The 17,097-nt window shown below is 72.5% G+C and carries 15 protein-coding genes; 2 read left to right on the top strand and 13 right to left on the bottom strand.

Annotated features, from left to right (window positions below; translation table 11 throughout):
• Window positions 1–197: 197 nt before the first annotated feature.
• The 7 genes from ACQCO7_RS34495 to ACQCO7_RS34465 all read right to left on the bottom strand — a co-directional run bounded on the left by ACQCO7_RS34495 (window position 198) and on the right by ACQCO7_RS34465 (window position 8,769).
• Entirely contained in the window at window positions 198–2,987 is a 2,790-nt protein-coding gene (locus ACQCO7_RS34495) for a DEAD/DEAH box helicase (RefSeq protein WP_464075484.1), read from the bottom strand.
• Between the two features lie 108 nt (window positions 2,988–3,095).
• Window positions 3,096–3,689: a sugar kinase gene (locus tag ACQCO7_RS34490; protein WP_464075483.1), complete on the bottom strand. Its 594-nt coding sequence runs from the start codon at window positions 3,687–3,689 to the stop codon at window positions 3,096–3,098.
• Window positions 3,686–4,831, bottom strand: a complete 1,146-nt coding sequence (locus ACQCO7_RS34485; protein ID WP_050371910.1) for an ROK family glucokinase — start codon at window positions 4,829–4,831, stop codon at window positions 3,686–3,688. Before ACQCO7_RS34485 ends, ACQCO7_RS34490 begins: the two co-directional genes overlap by 4 nt.
• A gap of 116 nt (window positions 4,832–4,947) precedes the next feature.
• The gene (locus ACQCO7_RS34480) at window positions 4,948–5,718 is read right to left on the bottom strand and encodes an ATP-binding cassette domain-containing protein (RefSeq protein WP_464075482.1); all 771 of its coding nucleotides are present in this window, start codon (window positions 5,716–5,718) and stop codon (window positions 4,948–4,950) included.
• Window positions 5,715–6,743 carry an ABC transporter permease gene (locus ACQCO7_RS34475; protein ID WP_010355126.1) on the bottom strand — a complete coding sequence of 343 codons (1,029 nt, stop codon included), beginning with the start codon at window positions 6,741–6,743 and terminating at the stop codon, window positions 5,715–5,717. Before ACQCO7_RS34475 ends, ACQCO7_RS34480 begins: the two co-directional genes overlap by 4 nt.
• Entirely contained in the window at window positions 6,740–7,744 is a 1,005-nt protein-coding gene (locus ACQCO7_RS34470; RefSeq protein WP_464075481.1) for a sugar ABC transporter substrate-binding protein, read from the bottom strand. The genes ACQCO7_RS34475 and ACQCO7_RS34470 overlap by 4 nt, the downstream gene beginning before the upstream one ends.
• Before the next feature lie 287 nt (window positions 7,745–8,031).
• Window positions 8,032–8,769 (bottom strand): GntR family transcriptional regulator, encoded by a 738-nt coding sequence (locus ACQCO7_RS34465; RefSeq protein WP_464077352.1) that lies wholly within the window; start codon window positions 8,767–8,769, stop codon window positions 8,032–8,034.
• 129 nt (window positions 8,770–8,898) lie between these two features.
• Between ACQCO7_RS34465 and ACQCO7_RS34460 the strand changes: the two genes are divergently transcribed.
• A complete protein-coding gene (locus ACQCO7_RS34460; protein WP_464075480.1) occupies window positions 8,899–9,909 on the top strand; it encodes a Gfo/Idh/MocA family protein in 1,011 nt (336 codons plus the stop codon).
• Between the two features lie 113 nt (window positions 9,910–10,022).
• On the opposite strand, the gene ACQCO7_RS34455 is transcribed toward ACQCO7_RS34460, so the two are convergent.
• The 3 genes from ACQCO7_RS34455 to ACQCO7_RS34445 form a co-directional block, all read right to left on the bottom strand.
• Window positions 10,023–11,249, bottom strand: coding sequence for a cytochrome P450 family protein (locus ACQCO7_RS34455; RefSeq protein WP_464075479.1), 1,227 nt, complete (start codon window positions 11,247–11,249; stop codon window positions 10,023–10,025).
• A gap of 65 nt (window positions 11,250–11,314) precedes the next feature.
• Window positions 11,315–11,986, bottom strand: a complete 672-nt coding sequence (locus ACQCO7_RS34450) for a response regulator (protein WP_464075478.1) — start codon at window positions 11,984–11,986, stop codon at window positions 11,315–11,317.
• 64 nt (window positions 11,987–12,050) lie between these two features.
• The gene (locus ACQCO7_RS34445) at window positions 12,051–13,322 is read right to left on the bottom strand and encodes a sensor histidine kinase (protein ID WP_464075477.1); all 1,272 of its coding nucleotides are present in this window, start codon (window positions 13,320–13,322) and stop codon (window positions 12,051–12,053) included.
• A gap of 180 nt (window positions 13,323–13,502) precedes the next feature.
• Here ACQCO7_RS34445 and ACQCO7_RS34440 point away from each other — a divergent pair, with 180 nt between their 5' ends.
• Complete coding sequence (locus ACQCO7_RS34440; protein ID WP_464075476.1) at window positions 13,503–13,703, top strand: hypothetical protein; 201 nt, start codon at window positions 13,503–13,505, stop codon at window positions 13,701–13,703.
• A 56-nt stretch (window positions 13,704–13,759) separates the two neighbouring features.
• Here ACQCO7_RS34440 and ACQCO7_RS34435 read toward each other — a convergent pair whose 3' ends face one another.
• From ACQCO7_RS34435 to allB, 3 genes are all read right to left on the bottom strand, one after another.
• Window positions 13,760–14,149, bottom strand: a complete 390-nt coding sequence (locus ACQCO7_RS34435) for a guanyl-specific ribonuclease (protein ID WP_464075475.1) — start codon at window positions 14,147–14,149, stop codon at window positions 13,760–13,762.
• 225 nt (window positions 14,150–14,374) lie between these two features.
• Window positions 14,375–15,499, bottom strand: a complete 1,125-nt coding sequence (alc, locus tag ACQCO7_RS34430) for an allantoicase (RefSeq protein WP_464075474.1) — start codon at window positions 15,497–15,499, stop codon at window positions 14,375–14,377.
• A 33-nt stretch (window positions 15,500–15,532) separates the two neighbouring features.
• Entirely contained in the window at window positions 15,533–16,873 is a 1,341-nt protein-coding gene (gene allB / locus ACQCO7_RS34425; protein WP_464075473.1) for an allantoinase AllB, read from the bottom strand.
• Window positions 16,874–17,097 lie beyond the last annotated feature (224 nt).

Raw genomic sequence — 17,097 nt, 5'->3', positions numbered from 1 at the left:
GGAGACCGCCCGCCCGGAACCCACCTCTCCCCCACCCACCCGATCCGCCCCCTCCGCAGCCCCCACCCACTCCGCCACAACCGCCCCCACGCTCAGCACCTCCGCACTCCCGTCCGCCCCCTCGCCGTCCTCCCGAACCCCCCGCGCCTCCCGCAACGCCCGCCGAGCCGCCTCCGCAGGGCTCATCGACTCCCCCATCACCCCTCCCTCCGCAACGACACCAGGTCGGACAGCTCCCGGTCGGTCAGTTCCGTCAGTGCCGCGTCTCCGCCCCCGAGGATCGAGTCCGCGAGCGCGCGCTTGCTCTCCAGCATCTCGGCGATCCGGTCCTCGACGGTCCCCTCGGTGATGAGCCGGTGGACCTGGACGGGCTGGGTCTGCCCGATGCGGTACGCACGGTCGGTGGCCTGCTCCTCGACGGCCGGATTCCACCACCGGTCGACGTGGATGACGTGCCCCGCGCGCGTGAGGTTCAGCCCGGTCCCGGCGGCCTTGAGGGACAGGACGAGCACAGGCGTGGCCCCGTCCTGGAACCGGTCGACCATGCGCTCGCGCTCGGCGACAGGCGTACCGCCGTGCAGCAGCTCGACGGGAACCGCGCGGGAGGCGAGATGGGCGGTGACGAGCCGGGCCATTCCGACGTACTGCGTGAAGACGAGAGCAGACCCGTCCTCGGAGAGGACCGTGTCCAGCAGTTCGTCGAGAAGGGCGAGTTTGCCGGAGCGGCCGGGCGCGCCGGGGTCCTGCTTGAGGTAGAGCGCGGGATGGTCGCAGATCTGCTTGAGCGCCCCGAGGAGCTTGAGGACGAGCCCCCGCCGGGCCATGCCGTCGGACGTCTCGATGGCGAGCAGCGACTCGCGCACGACGGCCTCGTACAGCGCGGCCTGTTCACGGGTGAGCGGCACGGGGTGGTCGGTCTCGGTCTTGGGCGGAAGTTCGGGCACGATCCCGGGATCGGACTTGCGGCGCCGCAGCAGGAAGGGCCGCACGAGACGCGCGAGGCGTTCGACGGCTTCCGCGTCCTCGCCGTTCTCCACCGCGCGCGCGTGCCGGGAGCGGAACGCCTTGAGGGGGCCGAGGAGTCCGGGGGTCGTCCAGTCGAGGAGCGCCCACAGCTCGGAGAGGTTGTTCTCGACGGGGGTGCCGGTGAGCGCCACGCGCGCGGGCGAGGGGATCGTCCTGAGGGCCTTGGCGGTCGCGGAGTGGGGGTTCTTCACGTGCTGCGCCTCGTCGGCGACGACCATGCCCCAGGGCCGGTCGGCGAGGGCGGTGGCGGCGGAGCGCAGGGTGCCGTACGTCGTGAGGACGAAGCCGCCGGTGAGGCCGTCGAGGGTGCGGTCCGGGCCGTGGAAGCGGCGTACGGGGGTGCCGGGGGCGAACTTGCCGATCTCGCGCTGCCAGTTGCCGAGGAGGGAGGCGGGGCAGACCACGAGGGTGGGTTCGGGGCGGGCGCGCTTGAGGTGCAGGGCAATGAGGGTGACGGTCTTGCCGAGCCCCATGTCGTCCGCGAGGCAGCCGCCGAGGCCGAGGGAGGTCATCAGGTCCAGCCAGGCGAGGCCCTTGAGCTGGTAGTCGCGCAGGGTGGCCTTCAGCCCGGCCGGCGGCTCGGCGGGCCGCACGCCCGCGGTGAGCCGGTCACGGAGGGCGGCCAGCGCGCCCACGGGGACGGCTTCGACGGTCTCGCCGTCGATCTCCGCGCTGCCGGTGAGCGCGACGGACAGCGCGTCGACGGGGTCGAGGAGGCCGAGTTCACGCTTGCGGGCCTTGCGGACCAGCTCCGGGTCGACGACGACCCACTGGTCGCGCAGCCGTACGACGGGGCGGTGGGCCTCGGCCAGGGCGTCCATCTCGGCCTCGGTGAGCGGGTCACCGGCGAGCGCCAACTGCCAGTGGAACTTGAGGAGTTCCTCGCCCTCGAAGAAGCCGGTGCCGTCCGTCGCCGAGCCCGGGGCGGAGCGGACGACGGCGGTGACGGTGAGGTCCTGCGCGAGGTCGCGGGGCCAGTGGACGGCGACTCCGGCCTGCGCGAGCCGGGCCCCCGCGCGGCCCAGGAGGTCGGTCAGCTCCTCCTCGGAGAGGGCCAGCGCGTCCGGCGCGTCCCGCTCGGCGAGGCGGGCCAGCGGAGGCCACACGCGCGCGGCGCGCCGTACGGCGAGGGCGGCGTCCACGCGCGCGCGGGGGCCGAACGCGGCTTCAGCGGCGCCCGTCCACAGGGCCGAGGCGTCGGTCACGAGCGTCGGGTCGGCGAGGCTGTGGACCTGGACGATCGCGGCTCCCGCGCGGGCGGCGTCCTCGCTGTCGTCGAACACGGCGGACGCGGAGAGGTCGAGGCGCAGCGAGATCCGTACGCCCGCGTCGCGCCCGGCGGCGACCTCCGCGGCCCAGTCGCGGGCGCCGGGGAGGCGCTGGGGGCGCTGGTCGGCGAAGGGGCGGCCGACGGTGTGGGGGGCGGCGGGGGTGCGCGGGAGGGTGTCGGCGACGGCGTCGAGGAAGGCCCGCACCAGCGGTTCGGGGTCGGGCAGGCGCAGGGGGCCCGGGCCGGGGAGGGGTACCGCGTGGCCCTCGTACGGCAGGGCGGCGGCGATCGCGCGCAGGTGCGCGAGGTCCTCGGGGTCGAGCGGGCCCGCGCGCCAGGCGTCGTCCCCGGCGGGGGTCAGGCCCGGCAGCAGGCGCCCGCGCGCGACGAGCCGCAGCGCGTGCAGTGCGGCGGCGCCCCAGCAGGCGGTGGCGGGGTGGGCGGCGGGGTCGCGGCGGGCCCGCGCCAGGACAGGCAGGGCGCGCTCCAGGGGCAGCGACAGCGCCGGGGCCTGCCGACGACGGGCCGCCGCCGCGCCGTGCGGCCGTACGACCGTCAGGTCCGTGACGTCACCGGCGGGCAGCGGGCCGTCCGCGGGGTCCCAGAACGCGACGCGGCCCGCGCGGGGCAGCGGGGCGGGCAGGAAGACGGCCGCCAGCCGGGAGGGCACCTCCACCGCCTGCTCGTCCATGCGCTTCGTCCACCTCCGCCCGTGTCTCGGATCCGGTCGTCTCCGACTCTACGGGCGGGGTCTGACAATCGGTCCCGGAGACCGGCCGGGGCCGCCTGTCACGGGGTCTCAGGGGCTGGTGCGGGAGACGACGTACACGAACGGGTTGTCGGCGTTCCAGGTGTTCACGACGACGTCCAGGGTCGGCTTCGGGTTCTTCTGCTCCTTGACCAGGCCGAGGTTGTCGCCGGGGCGGGCGCCCGGGCCGGTGAAATTCCAGCCGGTGATGCCCTGGTCGCGCGCGTTGACGGCGATCTTGCCCTTGACCAGGTCGGCGCGGGTGAGCCCGAGGTCGGCGAGGAACTCGTCCAGCCCGGCGTTCGTCGTCTGGAACTGGACGTACAGGCGGCTGGTGCGCCAGTTGTTGGTCTCGTAGTACGCGACGTTGACCGAGGGGTGCGGCACCGGTACGTCGTACAGGCGGCGCTGCACCTTCGACGGCCAGCCCTTGCTGAGGCCGGTCGCCGAGTACTTCGCCTCCTTGTCCTTGCCGCTGTCCCGGCTCTGCGCGGCGGAGATCACCAGATAACCCGCCGGTACGCCGATCAGCAGGACGATGATCAGCAGGGTGAGCGCCCTGCGCCGGATCACGTGCCCCCGGTCCTCCGGGGGGCGGGACGGTTCGTCCGGGGGCGCCGCCTGCCGGGGCAGCGCCGCGGTCACGCCGAGTCCTGCGTACGGCGTGTCTCGGCGAACCGCTCGTAGCGCTCGTAGCGCTCCACCCGGCGCCGCTTCGCGCGGCGGAACCGGCGGGCCACCAGGCGGGCCAGGTCGGCGGCGCCCACCATGCCGGCCTCGGGGCCGAGCTGCGCGCGCACGATGCGCGCCTCGGGGCGGTAGCCGCGGCCGGTGAGCTGGCGCTTGAACGCGTCCCGCGCGGGCACGATGAGCAGGTCGTCGGCGGCCGACACGCCGCCGCCGATGACGAAGCAGGACGGGTCCAGGGCGGCGGCCAGGTTGGCGATGCCGACGCCGAGCCACTGGCCGATGTCCTGGAGCAGTTCGATGCACATCGCGTCGCCCTCGCGGGCCAGCTCCGTGATCGTCGGGCCGGTGATGTCGTCGATCTGGCCCTTGACGTGCTCGATGAGCCCGTAGGCGACCGGCGAGTCCGCCGCCGCCAGTTCCTTCGCCTCGCGCACGAGCGCGTTGCCCGAGCTGTACTGCTCCCAGCAGCCGCGGTTGCCGCACGGGCAGCGGTGGCCGCCGGGGACGACCTGCATGTGCCCGAACTCGCCCGCCACGCCGTACTTGCCGCGCTTGACCTGGCCGTCCTCCAGGATCGCGCCGCCGATGCCGGTGCCCAGCGTGATCATCACCAGGTGGTCCTCGCCGCGGCCCGCGCCGAACCGCCACTCCGCCCACGCCGCCGTGTTGGCGTCGTTGTCCACCAGGACCGGCACCGACAGGCGGCCCGAGAGGCGGTCACGCAGGGGCTCGTTGCGCCACGACAGGTGCGGGGCGAACAGGACGCGGTTGCGGTCCGCGTCCACCCAGCCGGCCGCGCCGATGCCGACCGCGTGCACGTCGTGGCGGTCCGAGAGGTCCAGGACCAGTTCGACGATCGTGTCCTCGACGACCTTCGGGCTCTTCGACTTGTCCGGGGTCTCCGTGCGGAGCTTCTCCAGGATGTTGCCGTCGGCGTCGACCACGCCCGCCATGACCTTGGTGCCGCCGATGTCGATGCCGACCGTCGGGACGCGGGGCGCCGTCAGGTGTGAGCGGCGTTCGCGGGTGCCGACGGTGCGCAGGACCGGGGCCCGGCGGGAGCCGATGGGGGCGGTGAAGGTGCCGTAGGTGCTCATCGGGCTTGATTCTGCCGCACGCGCGCGTAGGACGCCGAGCGGGGCAGGGGGTGGGGGGTTCTGTGCGTTGCCGGGTGCGGGCTGCGTCGTGGCTTGTCGCGCAGTTCCCCGCGCCCCTAGCTGCGTTGTAGCTCGTGGCGTAGTGCGTCCAGCTCTGTTCCGCCCGCCATTTGCCTGGTCAGTTCATCCAGGCTGATGTCGTCGCGAGCATGGTTTCCCACCATCGTTCCGCGCTTCAACAACACGAACCTGTCCCCCACCAGATACGCGTGATGCGGGTTGTGGGTGATGAAGACCACGCCCAGGCCCTCGTCCCTCGCCGCCGCCACGTACTTCAGCACCACGCCCGACTGCTTCACGCCCAGTGCCGCTGTCGGTTCGTCCAGTACCAGTACCTTCGCGCCGAAGTAGACCGCCCGCGCGATCGCCACGCACTGGCGTTCGCCGCCCGACAGTGTGCCGATGGGCTGGTCGACGTCGCGGAGGTCGATGCCCATGCGGAGCAGTTCCGCGTGGGTCGTGCGGCGCATGAAGTCCGTGTCGAGGCGTTTGAAGGGACCCTTGCCGACGCGGGGCTCGGAGCCGAGGAAGAAGTTGCGCCAGACCGGCATGAGGCCGACGACGGCGAGGTCCTGGTAGACGGTGGCGATGCCGCGGTCGAGGGCGTCGCGCGGGGAGGTCAGGCGGGTTGATTCACCGTCAATGTCGAGCGTGCCGCCGTCATGTTGATGCAGTCCGGCAATGATCTTGATCAATGTTGACTTGCCGGCGCCGTTGTCGCCGAGGACGCAGGTGATCTCACCGGCGTTGACGGCCAGCGAGACGCCTTCCAGCGCGCGGATGTTGCCGTAGTGCTTGCTGACGTCGGTCAGTTCGACGAGGGTCACTTGGTCGCCTCCGCGCGCTTGCGGACCCACGTGTTGAGGAGGGTCGCGAGGAGCAGCATCGCTCCGAGGAAGAACTTGAACCAGTCGGGGTTCCACTCGGCGAAGACGATGCCCTTGCTGGTCATGCCGAAGATGAGCGCGCCGACCGCCGAGCCGACGGCGCTGCCGTAGCCGCCGGTGATGAGGCAGCCGCCGATGACGGCCGCGATGATGTAGATCAACTCGTTGCCGACGCCCTCGCCGGACTGGACGACGTCGTAGCTGAACAGCAGGTGCTGACCGGAGATCCACGCTCCGAAGGCGACGCCCATGTAGAGGCCGATCTTCGTGCGGACGACCGGGACGCCGACCGCGCGGGCCGCGTCCTCGTTGCCGCCGACGGCGAAGATCCAGTTGCCCGCGCGGGTGCGCAGCAGGATCCAGGAGGCGAGGGCGACGAGGCCGAACCACCACAGGATGGTGACCTTGAAGTCGACGCCGCCGATGGTGAACGTGGACGCGAAGAGGTCGCGGGCGGAGGGGAAGCCCTCCATGTCGGCGATGGTCTTGGTGGACACCGTGTCGTCGATCAACTTGGTCAACCCGAGATTCAACCCGGTCAACATGAGGAACGTGCCCAGCGTGACGATGAAGCTGGGCAGCTTGGTGCGGGTGAGCACGAACCCGTTGAACACGCCGATCGCGAGCGTGACCAGCAGGGACACGCCGACGCCGACCCAGACGTTGGCCGTCATCTGGTAGCTGAACATGGATGAGATCAATGCTGACGACGTCACCATGACGCCCGCCGACAGGTCGAACTCGCCGCCGATCATCAGCAGGGCGACGGGGACGGCCATGATGCCGATCGTCGAGGACGCGTACAGGACGGTGGACAGGCTCGCGGCGCGCAGGAAGCTGTCGGCGATCACCGCGAAGAACAGGAAGACGGCGATCGCGCCGACCACGGACCCCAGTTCGGGCCGGCCGAGGAGGCGGCGCAGCGGGGAGGTCTCCAGGAGGCGTTCGTCGGTCGTGGCGGTCATCGGGTGCCCCGCTCGGTGTACCGGGCGAGCCGGGCCGCCTGGTCCTTGGTGATGATCTGGGGGCCGGTCAGGACGGGCTTGCCGCCGCCGAGGACGTCGTCGTTGTATCGATACAGCCAGAGCAGGTCGACGGCCTCGTAGCCCTGGAGGTACGGCTGCTGGTCGACCGCGAAGCCGAGGGAGCCGTTCGAGAGGCCCTCGGCGACCTTGGCGTTGAGGTCGAAGGTGTCGATCTCGGCCTTGCTCCCGGCGCCCTGCTTGGCCTTGACGGCGGTGTCGGCGTACGGCGCGCCGAGGGTGACGACGGCGTCGACCGAGGTGTCGGCCTGGAGCTTGGCCTCGATGGCGGACTGCACGTCGGGCATGTTGGTGCCGGTGACGTACAGGTTCTGGACGCTGCCGGTGAACGTCTTGGCGACGCCCGCGCAGCGCTGTTCGTGGCCGACGTTGCCCTGTTCGTGCAGGACGCAGACCGCCTTCTTCCTGCCGCGCTTGTTCAGCTCCTCGCCGACGGCCTCGCCGGCGACGGTCTCGTCCTGCCCGATGTGGGCGAGCGCGCCGAACGCCTTGGACTCGGCGGAGCCGGAGTTGACGGTGATGACGGGGATGCCGGCCTTCACCGCGCGCGCGAGGGAGGCTTTCAGGGCGTCCGGTTTGGCGAGGGTGACGATGATGCCGTCGACCTTCTTGTCGACGGCCGCGTCGACGAGCTGGGCCTGCTGCTGGGCCTCGTCGTCGTGGGAGTACAGGAAGTTGATGTTGTCCTTGACGGCGGCCTGCTTGGCGCCGTTCTGGACGATGTCCCAGAAGGTGTCCCCGTCGCCGGAGTGGGTGATCATCGCGAACGTCCAGCGGGGCGTGTCCACCGCCGCCCTGCCCTGGGCCGACGCGGCCTTGCGGGCGTCCTCGGCGCGCTTGCCCCCGGTGCTGCTGCATCCCGCGAGGGACACGCACAGCGCCCCCGCCACCGCGATCCCTGCCCAGGTCCGAAACCGTGCCACGAGGCCGTGCCCTTCTTGCCGTCTTGCCGTGCTCTGTCGTCCGTCCGCGCCCGGTGACCGCTCACCGGACGCAAACGCCCCAGTATCGAACACGGGGATCGCCGGACGCGCGGCCGGGGACCGCGACTCGGTCGCATTGTCCGGACATCAGGACGGATGCCCCTTCCGACACGCGCGCGGGCGCCACGAAATCAGCAGCCGCCACGCGCGCACGCGGGAGCGCGAGAAGGGATCACGAAAAGGCCCGCGCAGGTCGTCCCGCGCGGGCCCCGACGGCTACGGCGCCCTCAGGGCCGTACGAGGAGCTGGAACTCGAAGGAGTAGCGGCTGGGGCGGTAGATGTGGTCGCCGAACTCGACCGCGCGGCCGGTGTCGTCGAACGTGGTGCGCTGCATGGTGAGCAGGGGCGCGCCCTCGGGCTCGGCGAGGCGGTCGGCCTCGGCGGCGGTCGCCGCGCGCGCGCCGATGGACTGGCGGGCGCTGTGGAGGGTGGTCCCGGCGGCGCGCATGAGGCGGTACAGGCCGGTGGCCTCCAGCTGGCCGGTGTCGAGGTCGAGGAGCCCTGCGGGAAGGTGGTTGCACAGGTACGCCATCGGCTCGCCGTGCGCGAGGCGCAGGCGTTCGACGCGCTGGACCTCGCTGCCCTCGGCGACCCCGAGCGCGGCGGCGACCTCGGCGGTCGCGGGGACGGCCGCGTTGACCAGGACGGTCGTCGCGGGGCGCTGGCCGGCCGCCTCCAGGTCGTCGTAGAGGCTGCTCAGTTCGAGGGGCCGCTTGACCTGGCTGTGCACGACCTGGGTACCGACGCCCCGGCGGCGCACGAGGAGCCCTTTGTCGACGAGGGACTGGATGGCCTGGCGGACGGTCGGGCGGGACAGGCCGAGACGCGCGGCGAGCTCGATCTCGTTGCCGAGGAGGCTGCCGGGAGTGAGCGAGCCGTGCTCGATGGCCGCCTCCAGCTGCTGCGACAGCTGGAAGTACAACGGCACCGGAGAGCTTCTGTCCACGCGGAGTTCGAGCTGCACGGTCGGGTCCACTTCTGGTTTCGGCACGGCCCGAGCGTAGCCGTGGGGTCCGTCGACGGGAAGTTGCGCAGTCAGATTGTCCGGACATGCGGATTGACAGGGTGCGGCCCGCGACCTCACTTTGTCCTCATGCGTATCGGCGTCATCGGGACGGGCCGCATCGGCACGATTCATGCGAACACACTGAGGCGGCACCGCGAGGTCGGCTCTCTGATCCTGACCGACGCGGACCCCGCGCGGGCGCAGGAGGCAGCGCTGCGGCTCGGCGAGACGGCGGCGCCCGGGGTGGACGAGATCTTCCGCTGGGGCGTGGACGCGGTGGTGATCACCGCGTCCACGGCGGCGCACGCCGAGTTGATCGGCCGGGCCGCGCGGGCGGGGCTGCCGGTCTTCTGCGAGAAGCCGATCGCGCTCGACCTGCCGGGCACGCTGCACGCGCTCGCCGAGGTGGAGGCGGCCGGGACGGTGCTCCAGATGGGCTTCCAGCGGCGCTTCGACACCGGCTACCTGGGCGCCCGCGAGGCCGTCCGTGCGGGCCGCCTGGGGCGGCTGCACACGGTGCGGACGGTGACGTCCGACCAGACGCCGCCGCCCGCCGACTGGCTGCCGGTGTCCGGCGGGATCTTCCGGGACGACCTGATGCACGACTACGACGCGCTGCGCTGGGTGACCGGGCGGGAGGTGACGCAGGTGTACGCCACGGGCTCGGACGCCGGGCCGCCGATGTTCCGCGCGGCGGGCGACGTCGATACGGCGGCGGCGGTGCTGACCCTGGAGGGCGGCACGCTGGCGACGGCCACGGCGACGCGGATGAACGGCGCCGGGTACGACGTGCGCATGGAGCTGGCCGGGGAGCTGGACCAGATCGTCGTCGGGCTGGACGACCGGACGCCCATCGCCTCCACCGAGCCGACCGGCCCGCCCGCCGCCGACAAGCCCTGGAGCGGCTTCCTGGAGCGTTTCGCGCCGTCCTACGAGGCCGAGCTGAACGCGTTCGTCGAAGTGGTCCGGGGCGAGCGCGCGAACCCCTGTGACGGCCGCGAGGCGCTCCAGGCGCAGCGGATCGCGGAGGCGTGCGACGTGTCCCTGCGGGAGCGCAGACCGGTGTATCTGGGGGAGCTTCCGGGAGCGCACGCGTAGCCGGGGCCGTACGCGCGCACATAAATGCGAACCCGAGTCAGCTTGGCGGGCCGACCGACCGGTTTCACCGCCGCTTCCGGCAGGGACACGGCCGTCCCCGCGCGGCGCCCGGCTCACCCCGTCGACCACCGCACCGGAAGGCTCCGCACCCCGCGTATCAGCATCCCCGGCAGCCACTCCCCGGCCGGTCCGTCGAGGGCGAGTCCGGGCGCGCGCTCCAGGAGCGAGGCGATGGCCGTACGCGCCTCCAGGCGGGCCAGCGGGGCGCCGAGGCAGTAGTGGATGCCGTGCCCGAACGCGAGGTGGCCCCGGGTGTCGCGGCGGGGGTCGAAGCGGTCGGGGTCGGGGTAGCGCGCGGGGTCGCGGTTGGGGGCGGCGAGGCCGATGACCACGGAGGCGCCCTTCGCTATCCGGGTGCCGCCGATCTCCAGGGACTGCGCGGCGTACCGGTACGTCGCGTTCTCCACCGGACCCTCCCAGCGCAGGGTCTCCTCGATGACGCCGTCCAGGAGGCCGGGGTCCGCGCGCAGGGCGTCGAGGAGTGCGGGGCGGGTCAGGAGCGTGTGCACGGCGTTGGTGATCAGGTTGACGGTCGTCTCGTGGCCGGCGATGAGCAACAGGAAGGCCATGCCGCGCAGTTCGGCCCCGGAGAGGCGGTCGCCGTCCTCGGCGGTGGTGCGGATCAGGTCGCTCAGCAGGTCGTCGGTGGGCGCGGTGCAGCGCTTGTCCTCGATCAGCTCGGTCAGGTAGCCGGAGAGGCGGACGAACGCCTCGGGGCCGGTGCCGGGTCCACTGGGCGCGACGACCTCGGTGGACATCGCGCGGAAGGCGGCGCGGTCCAGTTCGGGGACGCCGAGGAGTTCGCAGATGACGGTGATGGGCAGCGGGAAGGAGAAGGCGTCGACGAGGTCGGCGCGCCCGCGCGGGATCATCGCGTCGAGGAGTCCGTCGGTGATCTCCTGGACCCTCGGGGCGAGGCTCTGCACGCGGCGCGCGGTGAACGCGCGTGTGACGAGGGAGCGCAGGCGGGTGTGCTCGGGCGGGTCGGTGCCGAGCAGGTGCCGGCTGATCTCCGACTCGTCGGGGTCGCCTGCGGCCAGCCCGCGCTGGTCCTTGGCGAGCCTGCCGTCGGCGAGCGCGGCCCGCGCCTCCTCGTACCCGACGACGAGCCAGGTCTCCCAGGCGCCGTCGGCTCCGTCGAGCAGCACCCGGTGCACCGGGCCCTGCTCGCGCAGGCGCGCGTACACGGGGTGCGGGTCGCGCCGCAGCTCCTCCCCCAGGTCCGTCAGGTCGACGACTCCCCGCTCGCCGGACCCCCACAGATCGACCACGTCACCCATGCTCTTCCCTCCCGTCGCCCCGTCACCCCGACAACGGACGGCGGCGGCGTGAAGTGCCCGCCGGGCTACGCCTCTTCGTCGAGCAGCCCCGCGTCGTAGGCGAGCAGCGCGATCTGGACGCGGTTGTTGAGGCCGAGCCGGGCGAGGATCCTGGAGACGTGGGACTTGACGGTCGCGACGCTCATGAACAGTTCGGCGGCGATCTCGGCGTTGCTCATGCCGCGGCCGACGCGGACGACGACCTCCCGTTCGCGGTCGCCGAGTTCGGCCATGCGCGTGCGGGCGCGGGCGTGGCGGGTGTCGGCGGCGGTGCCGGCCGCGTGGGCCATCAGCTGGCGGGTGACGACGGGTGACAGGACGGGGTCGCCGGCCGCGACCCTGCGGACGGCGTCGAGGATCTCGGCGGGCGGCGTGTCCTTGAGAACGAATCCGGCGGCGCCCGCGCGCAGGGCGCGCAGGACCTGTTCGTCGGCGTGGAAGGTGGTGAGGACGACGACCTGGGGTGTGTCCGCGCGGGCGCGCAGGTGTTCGGTGGCGGTGAGGCCGTCCACGGCGGGCATCCGGATGTCCATCAGGACGACGTCGGGCCGCGTCCGTTCGACGAGCGCCTCGACCTCGGCGCCGTCGGCCGCCTCCCCGACGATCCGTACGTCGTCGGCGCCGCCCAGCATCAGGGACAGCCCGGCCCGCACCAGCGGATCGTCGTCCACGAGGAGCAGTCTGATCGTCGTAGTCATGGGCTTACGAAACCATGTCCCGCCGCCCCTCCCGCACCGCGTCCCGACGCCCCTCCCGTACGCCTCACCGCGCCCCCTCCGTCCGCCACGGCAGCCAGGCGCGGACCTCGAACCCGCCGTCGTCCAGGGGCCCGTGGGTGAGGGTGCCGCCGGCGAGGGCGGCGCGTTCGGTGAGGCCGATGAGGCCCTGTCCGGAGCCGGGGACGTGCGGGACGTCGCCCTCGGGCGCGGGGTTGACGACGAGGACGGTGAGGCCGTCACCGGGGGCGCCGGTGACCGTGACCGACACCTCGGTGCCGGGGGCGTGCTTGCGGGCGTTGGTGAGGGCCTCCTGGGCGATGCGGTAGGCGGTGCGGCCGGTGGAGGCGGGGACGGAGGCGGGGTCGGTGAGGCGCTGGTCGAGGGTGACCTTCATGCCGGCCTCGCGGGACTCGGCGGCGAGCGCGTCCAGACCGCCGAGGGTGGGCTGCGGGCGGCCCTTGTCGTCGGGGTCGCCCGCGCGCAGGACGCCGATGATCTCGCGCAGGTCCTGGAGGGCCTCGTGGGCGCTCTCCCGGATCACCCCGGCCGCGCGGGCGATCTCCTGCCGCGGCGCGTCGGGGCGGAACTCCAGCGCGCCCGCGTGGACGCTCAGGAGGGTCAGCCGGTGCGCGAGGACGTCGTGCATCTCGCGCGCGATGGCCTCGCGCGCGAGGCGCTGGGCCTGTTCCGCGCGCAACTGCGCCTCGGTCTCGGCACGGTGCGCGCGGTCGCGCAGGCTGAGCATGAGCTGGCGCTTGGAGCGGACGAACAGGCCCCAGCCGACGACGGCGGCGCCGAGCACGGTGACGAGGACGAGCGCGCCCAGGTACGGCAGGTCGGGGTCGGGGCGCATCCAGTAGAACAGCGGCATCACCGCCAAAGAGGCGGCACTGATCCAGCCGGACTGCCTGAGGGGCCGGTGGACGACCAGGGTGAAGATGGAGATCAGCCCGGCGCCGCCCGCTGTGACGGACAGCAGGCTGACGGGGATCAGCGCGACGGCGAACCCGACCGGCCAGCGCCGGCGCACCCAGACCCCCGCGCAGGCCAGGGCGCCCAGGACCTGGTCGAGGACGGCGAGGGAGTGGGGGAGGCCGGTCTCCTGGTCGAGGCCGTCGGCGGCGAGGAGACCCACGACGACGGCCAGGAAGAACGCGGTGAAGTCGACGAACCAGTCGCGCGCGGTACGCCGGGGCCGCCCGAGCACCCGCGCGGGGTCGGTGTCCGTCTCCAGCTCCGCGACGACGGCGGACGGCAGCAGCCACCGCGGCCCTGCGAACGCCCGTGTCCCCCGGTCTTGCTTCACGGTCTTCACAGCCGACAAATCTATGCCGCCCTCATGGCCTCTGACCGTCCTGTGCGGGTGATCGGCTACCTAAGTCACGGCGGAACCGACTTTCGGCGACCGCACCCGGCCCGACCGGCTCCTTCCGTCGGGGCGACGTCGCCCGGCGGCCGATGTGCGAGGGGGGTCCGCGCGGCGAGACTCGCAGGCATGAAGCAGTTGCTGGAGGTTCTCGGTTTCATCACCCTCGTGCAGGGCGGAATGGGACTCCTGCACGAGTTCGCCGGCTGGGACGTCGGTCTCGTGCAGAAGGCCGGTTTCCTCGACGGGGCGGAGGTGTACGCGAGCATCGCGCTCGTGGTGCTCGGGTGCGCGCTGTTCGCCGTCGCGGAACGCCGGAAGCCCGACTGATGAAGTCGGGCTTCCGGGTGGGGGCACCTGTCCTCAGGGCCGAGCGTGGGGGTGGCTCAGCAGGAGAAGTCGATCAGGTCGAAGGTCGCGTAGTGGTCGGAGGTGTAGTAGTCCTCCTGGGACTGCTGCCCGGTGACGACGCGGCGCGCGCCGCGGGTCGAGGAGCCCGGGGTGATCACGGTGTACTCGTGGTAGTAGCCGCTGGACCGGCTCGGCAGGACGCCTTCGCGGTTCTGGAAGACGACGCCGTCCTGCGAGTAGGGGAACGGACCGCCCTGGTCGATCAGGTCCAGGGTGGTGTGCGCCTGCGACGGCAGGTCGCCGTAGCAGATGCTGCCGACCGCGGCAGCCGCCGGGGACGCGGTGGCGACGGTGCCGCCGACCAGGAGGGCGGACAGGACGGCGGCAGCGGCGCCGACTCGGGTGATGCGTGGGGGGAATCTCATGGGTCCATGATGACGCGCGTAGATGATGGCATGTCAACGACAACTCCGAAGATTTTCCCGGCAAGTCCGAAGCGTTTTCAGGAAGTTAACCTGCGGCTGGGCATCGGCCGGGAGTCCGGCCGCGAGGCGACGGGGTTCTCGGGCTCCACGGCGCGGGGCGGGGCCCGTTGCCGTCAGGCCGGACCCCGCCCCGCGCGCGGAACTCATCGGTTCACCCGGTACGGATCAACCGCCGAGCTCCCGGTGACGTGCCGCCAGGTCGGCCGCGCCCTTCCCGGTGAGCGCGCCGTGCAGCCGCAGCCGGGAGATCCCGCCGTCCGGGAAGATGTCCACCCGCGCGTGCGTGCCGACGGCCGGTTCCGGGAGGACGAAGCGGTGGTTCGTGTCGGGCTGGAGGCGCGTGCGCGGGAGGATCTCGCGCCAGGCGTCGTCCCCGCCGTCCTCGCCGTCCCTGACCGCGACGCAGGCCCAACCGGCGCTGTTGCCCTTCAGGTAGGCGGTGTCGATCTCGACCGCGCGGATCTCCGACTGGGCGGCGAGGCGGTAGCGGATCCAGTCGTTGCCCTGGTCGCGGCGGCGGCGTGTCTCCCAGGCGTCGTCCATCTGGCGGGCGCGGCCGGGGCGGATGGTGTTGGACGCCGGGGAGTAGAACAGGTTGGAGGCGTCCTCGGCGGTGCCGCCGTTCTCCAGGGCGACGACGTCGTAGGCGCCGAGGACGGCGAGCCACTCGGGGTCGGGGACGACCTCGCCGTACACGCGCAGGCGCGCGATGCCGCCGTCGGGGTGCTGGTTGAGGCGCAGGTGCGTGAAGCGCTGTTCGACGTCGACGGCGAAGCCGTTCGCCGCGTGGCCGCCGACCTCGGTGCGCGGGACGAGGGTGGTCCACTTGACGTCGTCGCCGAGGAGTTCCTCCGGGGAGGGCGCGCCGGGCAGCGACGTGGCCTCCACGGAGACCGCCTTCGGGTAGTTACCCCGGAAGTGGGCCGTGTCGACGACGATGCCGCGGACGACGCCTGGGGCGCCGAGGCGGATCAGCGCCCAGTCGTGGTCGTCGGCCGTCGGCCAGGGGTGCCCGGCCGAGGCGCCGCGCCTGCGGCGGGTCTCCCAGCCGTCCATGACCTTGCCCTTGTGCCCGAAGTGCTCGGGGTCGAAGACCGCGCGCCCGGGCAGCAGGAGGTTCTCCCGGTGGGCGAAGAACTCGTCGTTCGCGGCGATCACCCCGGCGCCGAGCTGCCGGTCGGCGAGGTCGGCGAGGTGCGTGAAGGGGAGGTCGGCGCCGCGGTGGTCCGCGTACGGATCACCGCCCTGGTAGGGCTGCGCGTCGCCGGTGAAACGGGGGATCGCCGTCACGGGGGTGCCTTTCGGGAGTGGCCGGTGCGAGTGTCAGTGGTCGCGGGTCAGGAGGCGGCCCTTCGGGGCGGTGAACTCGCCGTCGGCGTGGATGCGTTCGCCGCGCAGCCAGGTGGACTTGACGACGCCGTACAGGGTCCGGCCCGCGTACGCGGTGACGCGGTTGCGGTGCTGGAGGGCCTCGGGGTCGACGGTGAACGTCTCGTCGGGGGCGAGGACGGCGAAGTCGGCGTCGTGGCCGGGGGCGATCGCGCCCTTGCGGCCGTCGAGGCCCACCAGGGCGGCCGTACGGGACGACATCCAGCGCACGACGTCGTCCAGCGTGTGTCCGCGCGCGCGGGCGGCCGTCCAGACGGCGGAGAGGCTGAGCTGGAGGCCGGAGATGCCGCCCCACGCGGTGGCGAAGTCGTCGGTCTTCAGGTCGGCCGTGGAGGGCGAGTGGTCGGTGACCACGCAGTCGATCGTCCCGTCGGCGAGGGCCTGCCACAGGAGGTCCTGGTTGGCGGCCTCGCGGATGGGCGGGCAGCACTTGAACTCGCTGGCGCCGTCGGGGACTTCCTCGGCGGTGAGCGTCAGGTAGTGCGGGCAGGTCTCGACGGTGACGCGGACGCCGTCCGCCTTGGCCCCGGCGATCAGCGGGAGGGCGTCGCTGGAGGACAGGTGCAGCACGTGCACGCGCGCGTGGAGGCGTTTCGCCTCCTCCAGGAGGTGCGCGATCGCCGTGTCCTCGGCATGGCGCGGGCGGGAGGCGAGGAAGTCGGCGTACTTCGGGCCGCCCTGCTGGGGCGCGGTTTCGAGGTGGTGGGGGTCCTCCGCGTGGACGATCAGCAGGCCGTCGAAGGCGGCGATCGCCTCCAGTGCGCGCGCGAGGTGCTCGCGGTCGAGGTGCGGGAACTCGTCGACGCCGGAAGGCGACAGGAACGCCTTGAAGCCGAAGACCCCGGCGTCGTGCAGGGGGCGCAGGTCGGCCGTGTTGTCGGGCAGGGCGCCGCCCCAGAAGCCGACGTCCGTGTGCGCCTTGTCGGCGGCGACCTTCCGCTTCACGTCGAGGTGCTCGACGGTCGTCGTCGGCGGGAGGGAGTTGAGCGGCATGTCGACGAGGGTGGTGATGCCGCCGGCCGCCGCCGCGCGCGTGGCGGTCCAGAAGCCCTCCCAGTGGGTGCGGCCGGGGTCGTTCACGTGCACATGCGTGTCGACGAGGCCGGGCAGCACGACGTGGTCGCCGACGTCCTCCACGCGTGCGCCGGGCGGGAGCGGAGCGTCGTACGGCAGGACGGCGGTGATCACGCCGCCCGCGACCGTGATCGCGGCGGCTCGCTCGCCCTCGGGCGTGACCACGCGCGTGGAGCGCAGGACCCATTCGGCCTCGGACACGCGGGACCCCTCTCTGACCTGGGTTTACATCCCCGTAACGAAGTTCAACTTTCTGTTGAAGGAGTCTTCACTCAGCCCCTTCGGAGCGTCAAGAGCCCACCCTCCGACCCAGCACTTTCCGGATCGCGGAATTATGCTTTCATCTGCCAGAACGTAACGACGCACCGCCGAGGAGTCAACACGCCACGGGTAGGCTGCTGCCTCCTGCCTGCCGAAAGGAACGC

Source organism: Streptomyces saintjeani (assembly GCF_055409605.1).
The sequence above is the reverse complement of the archived record's forward strand: the minus strand, read 5'-3'. Positions and strand labels throughout refer to the sequence as shown.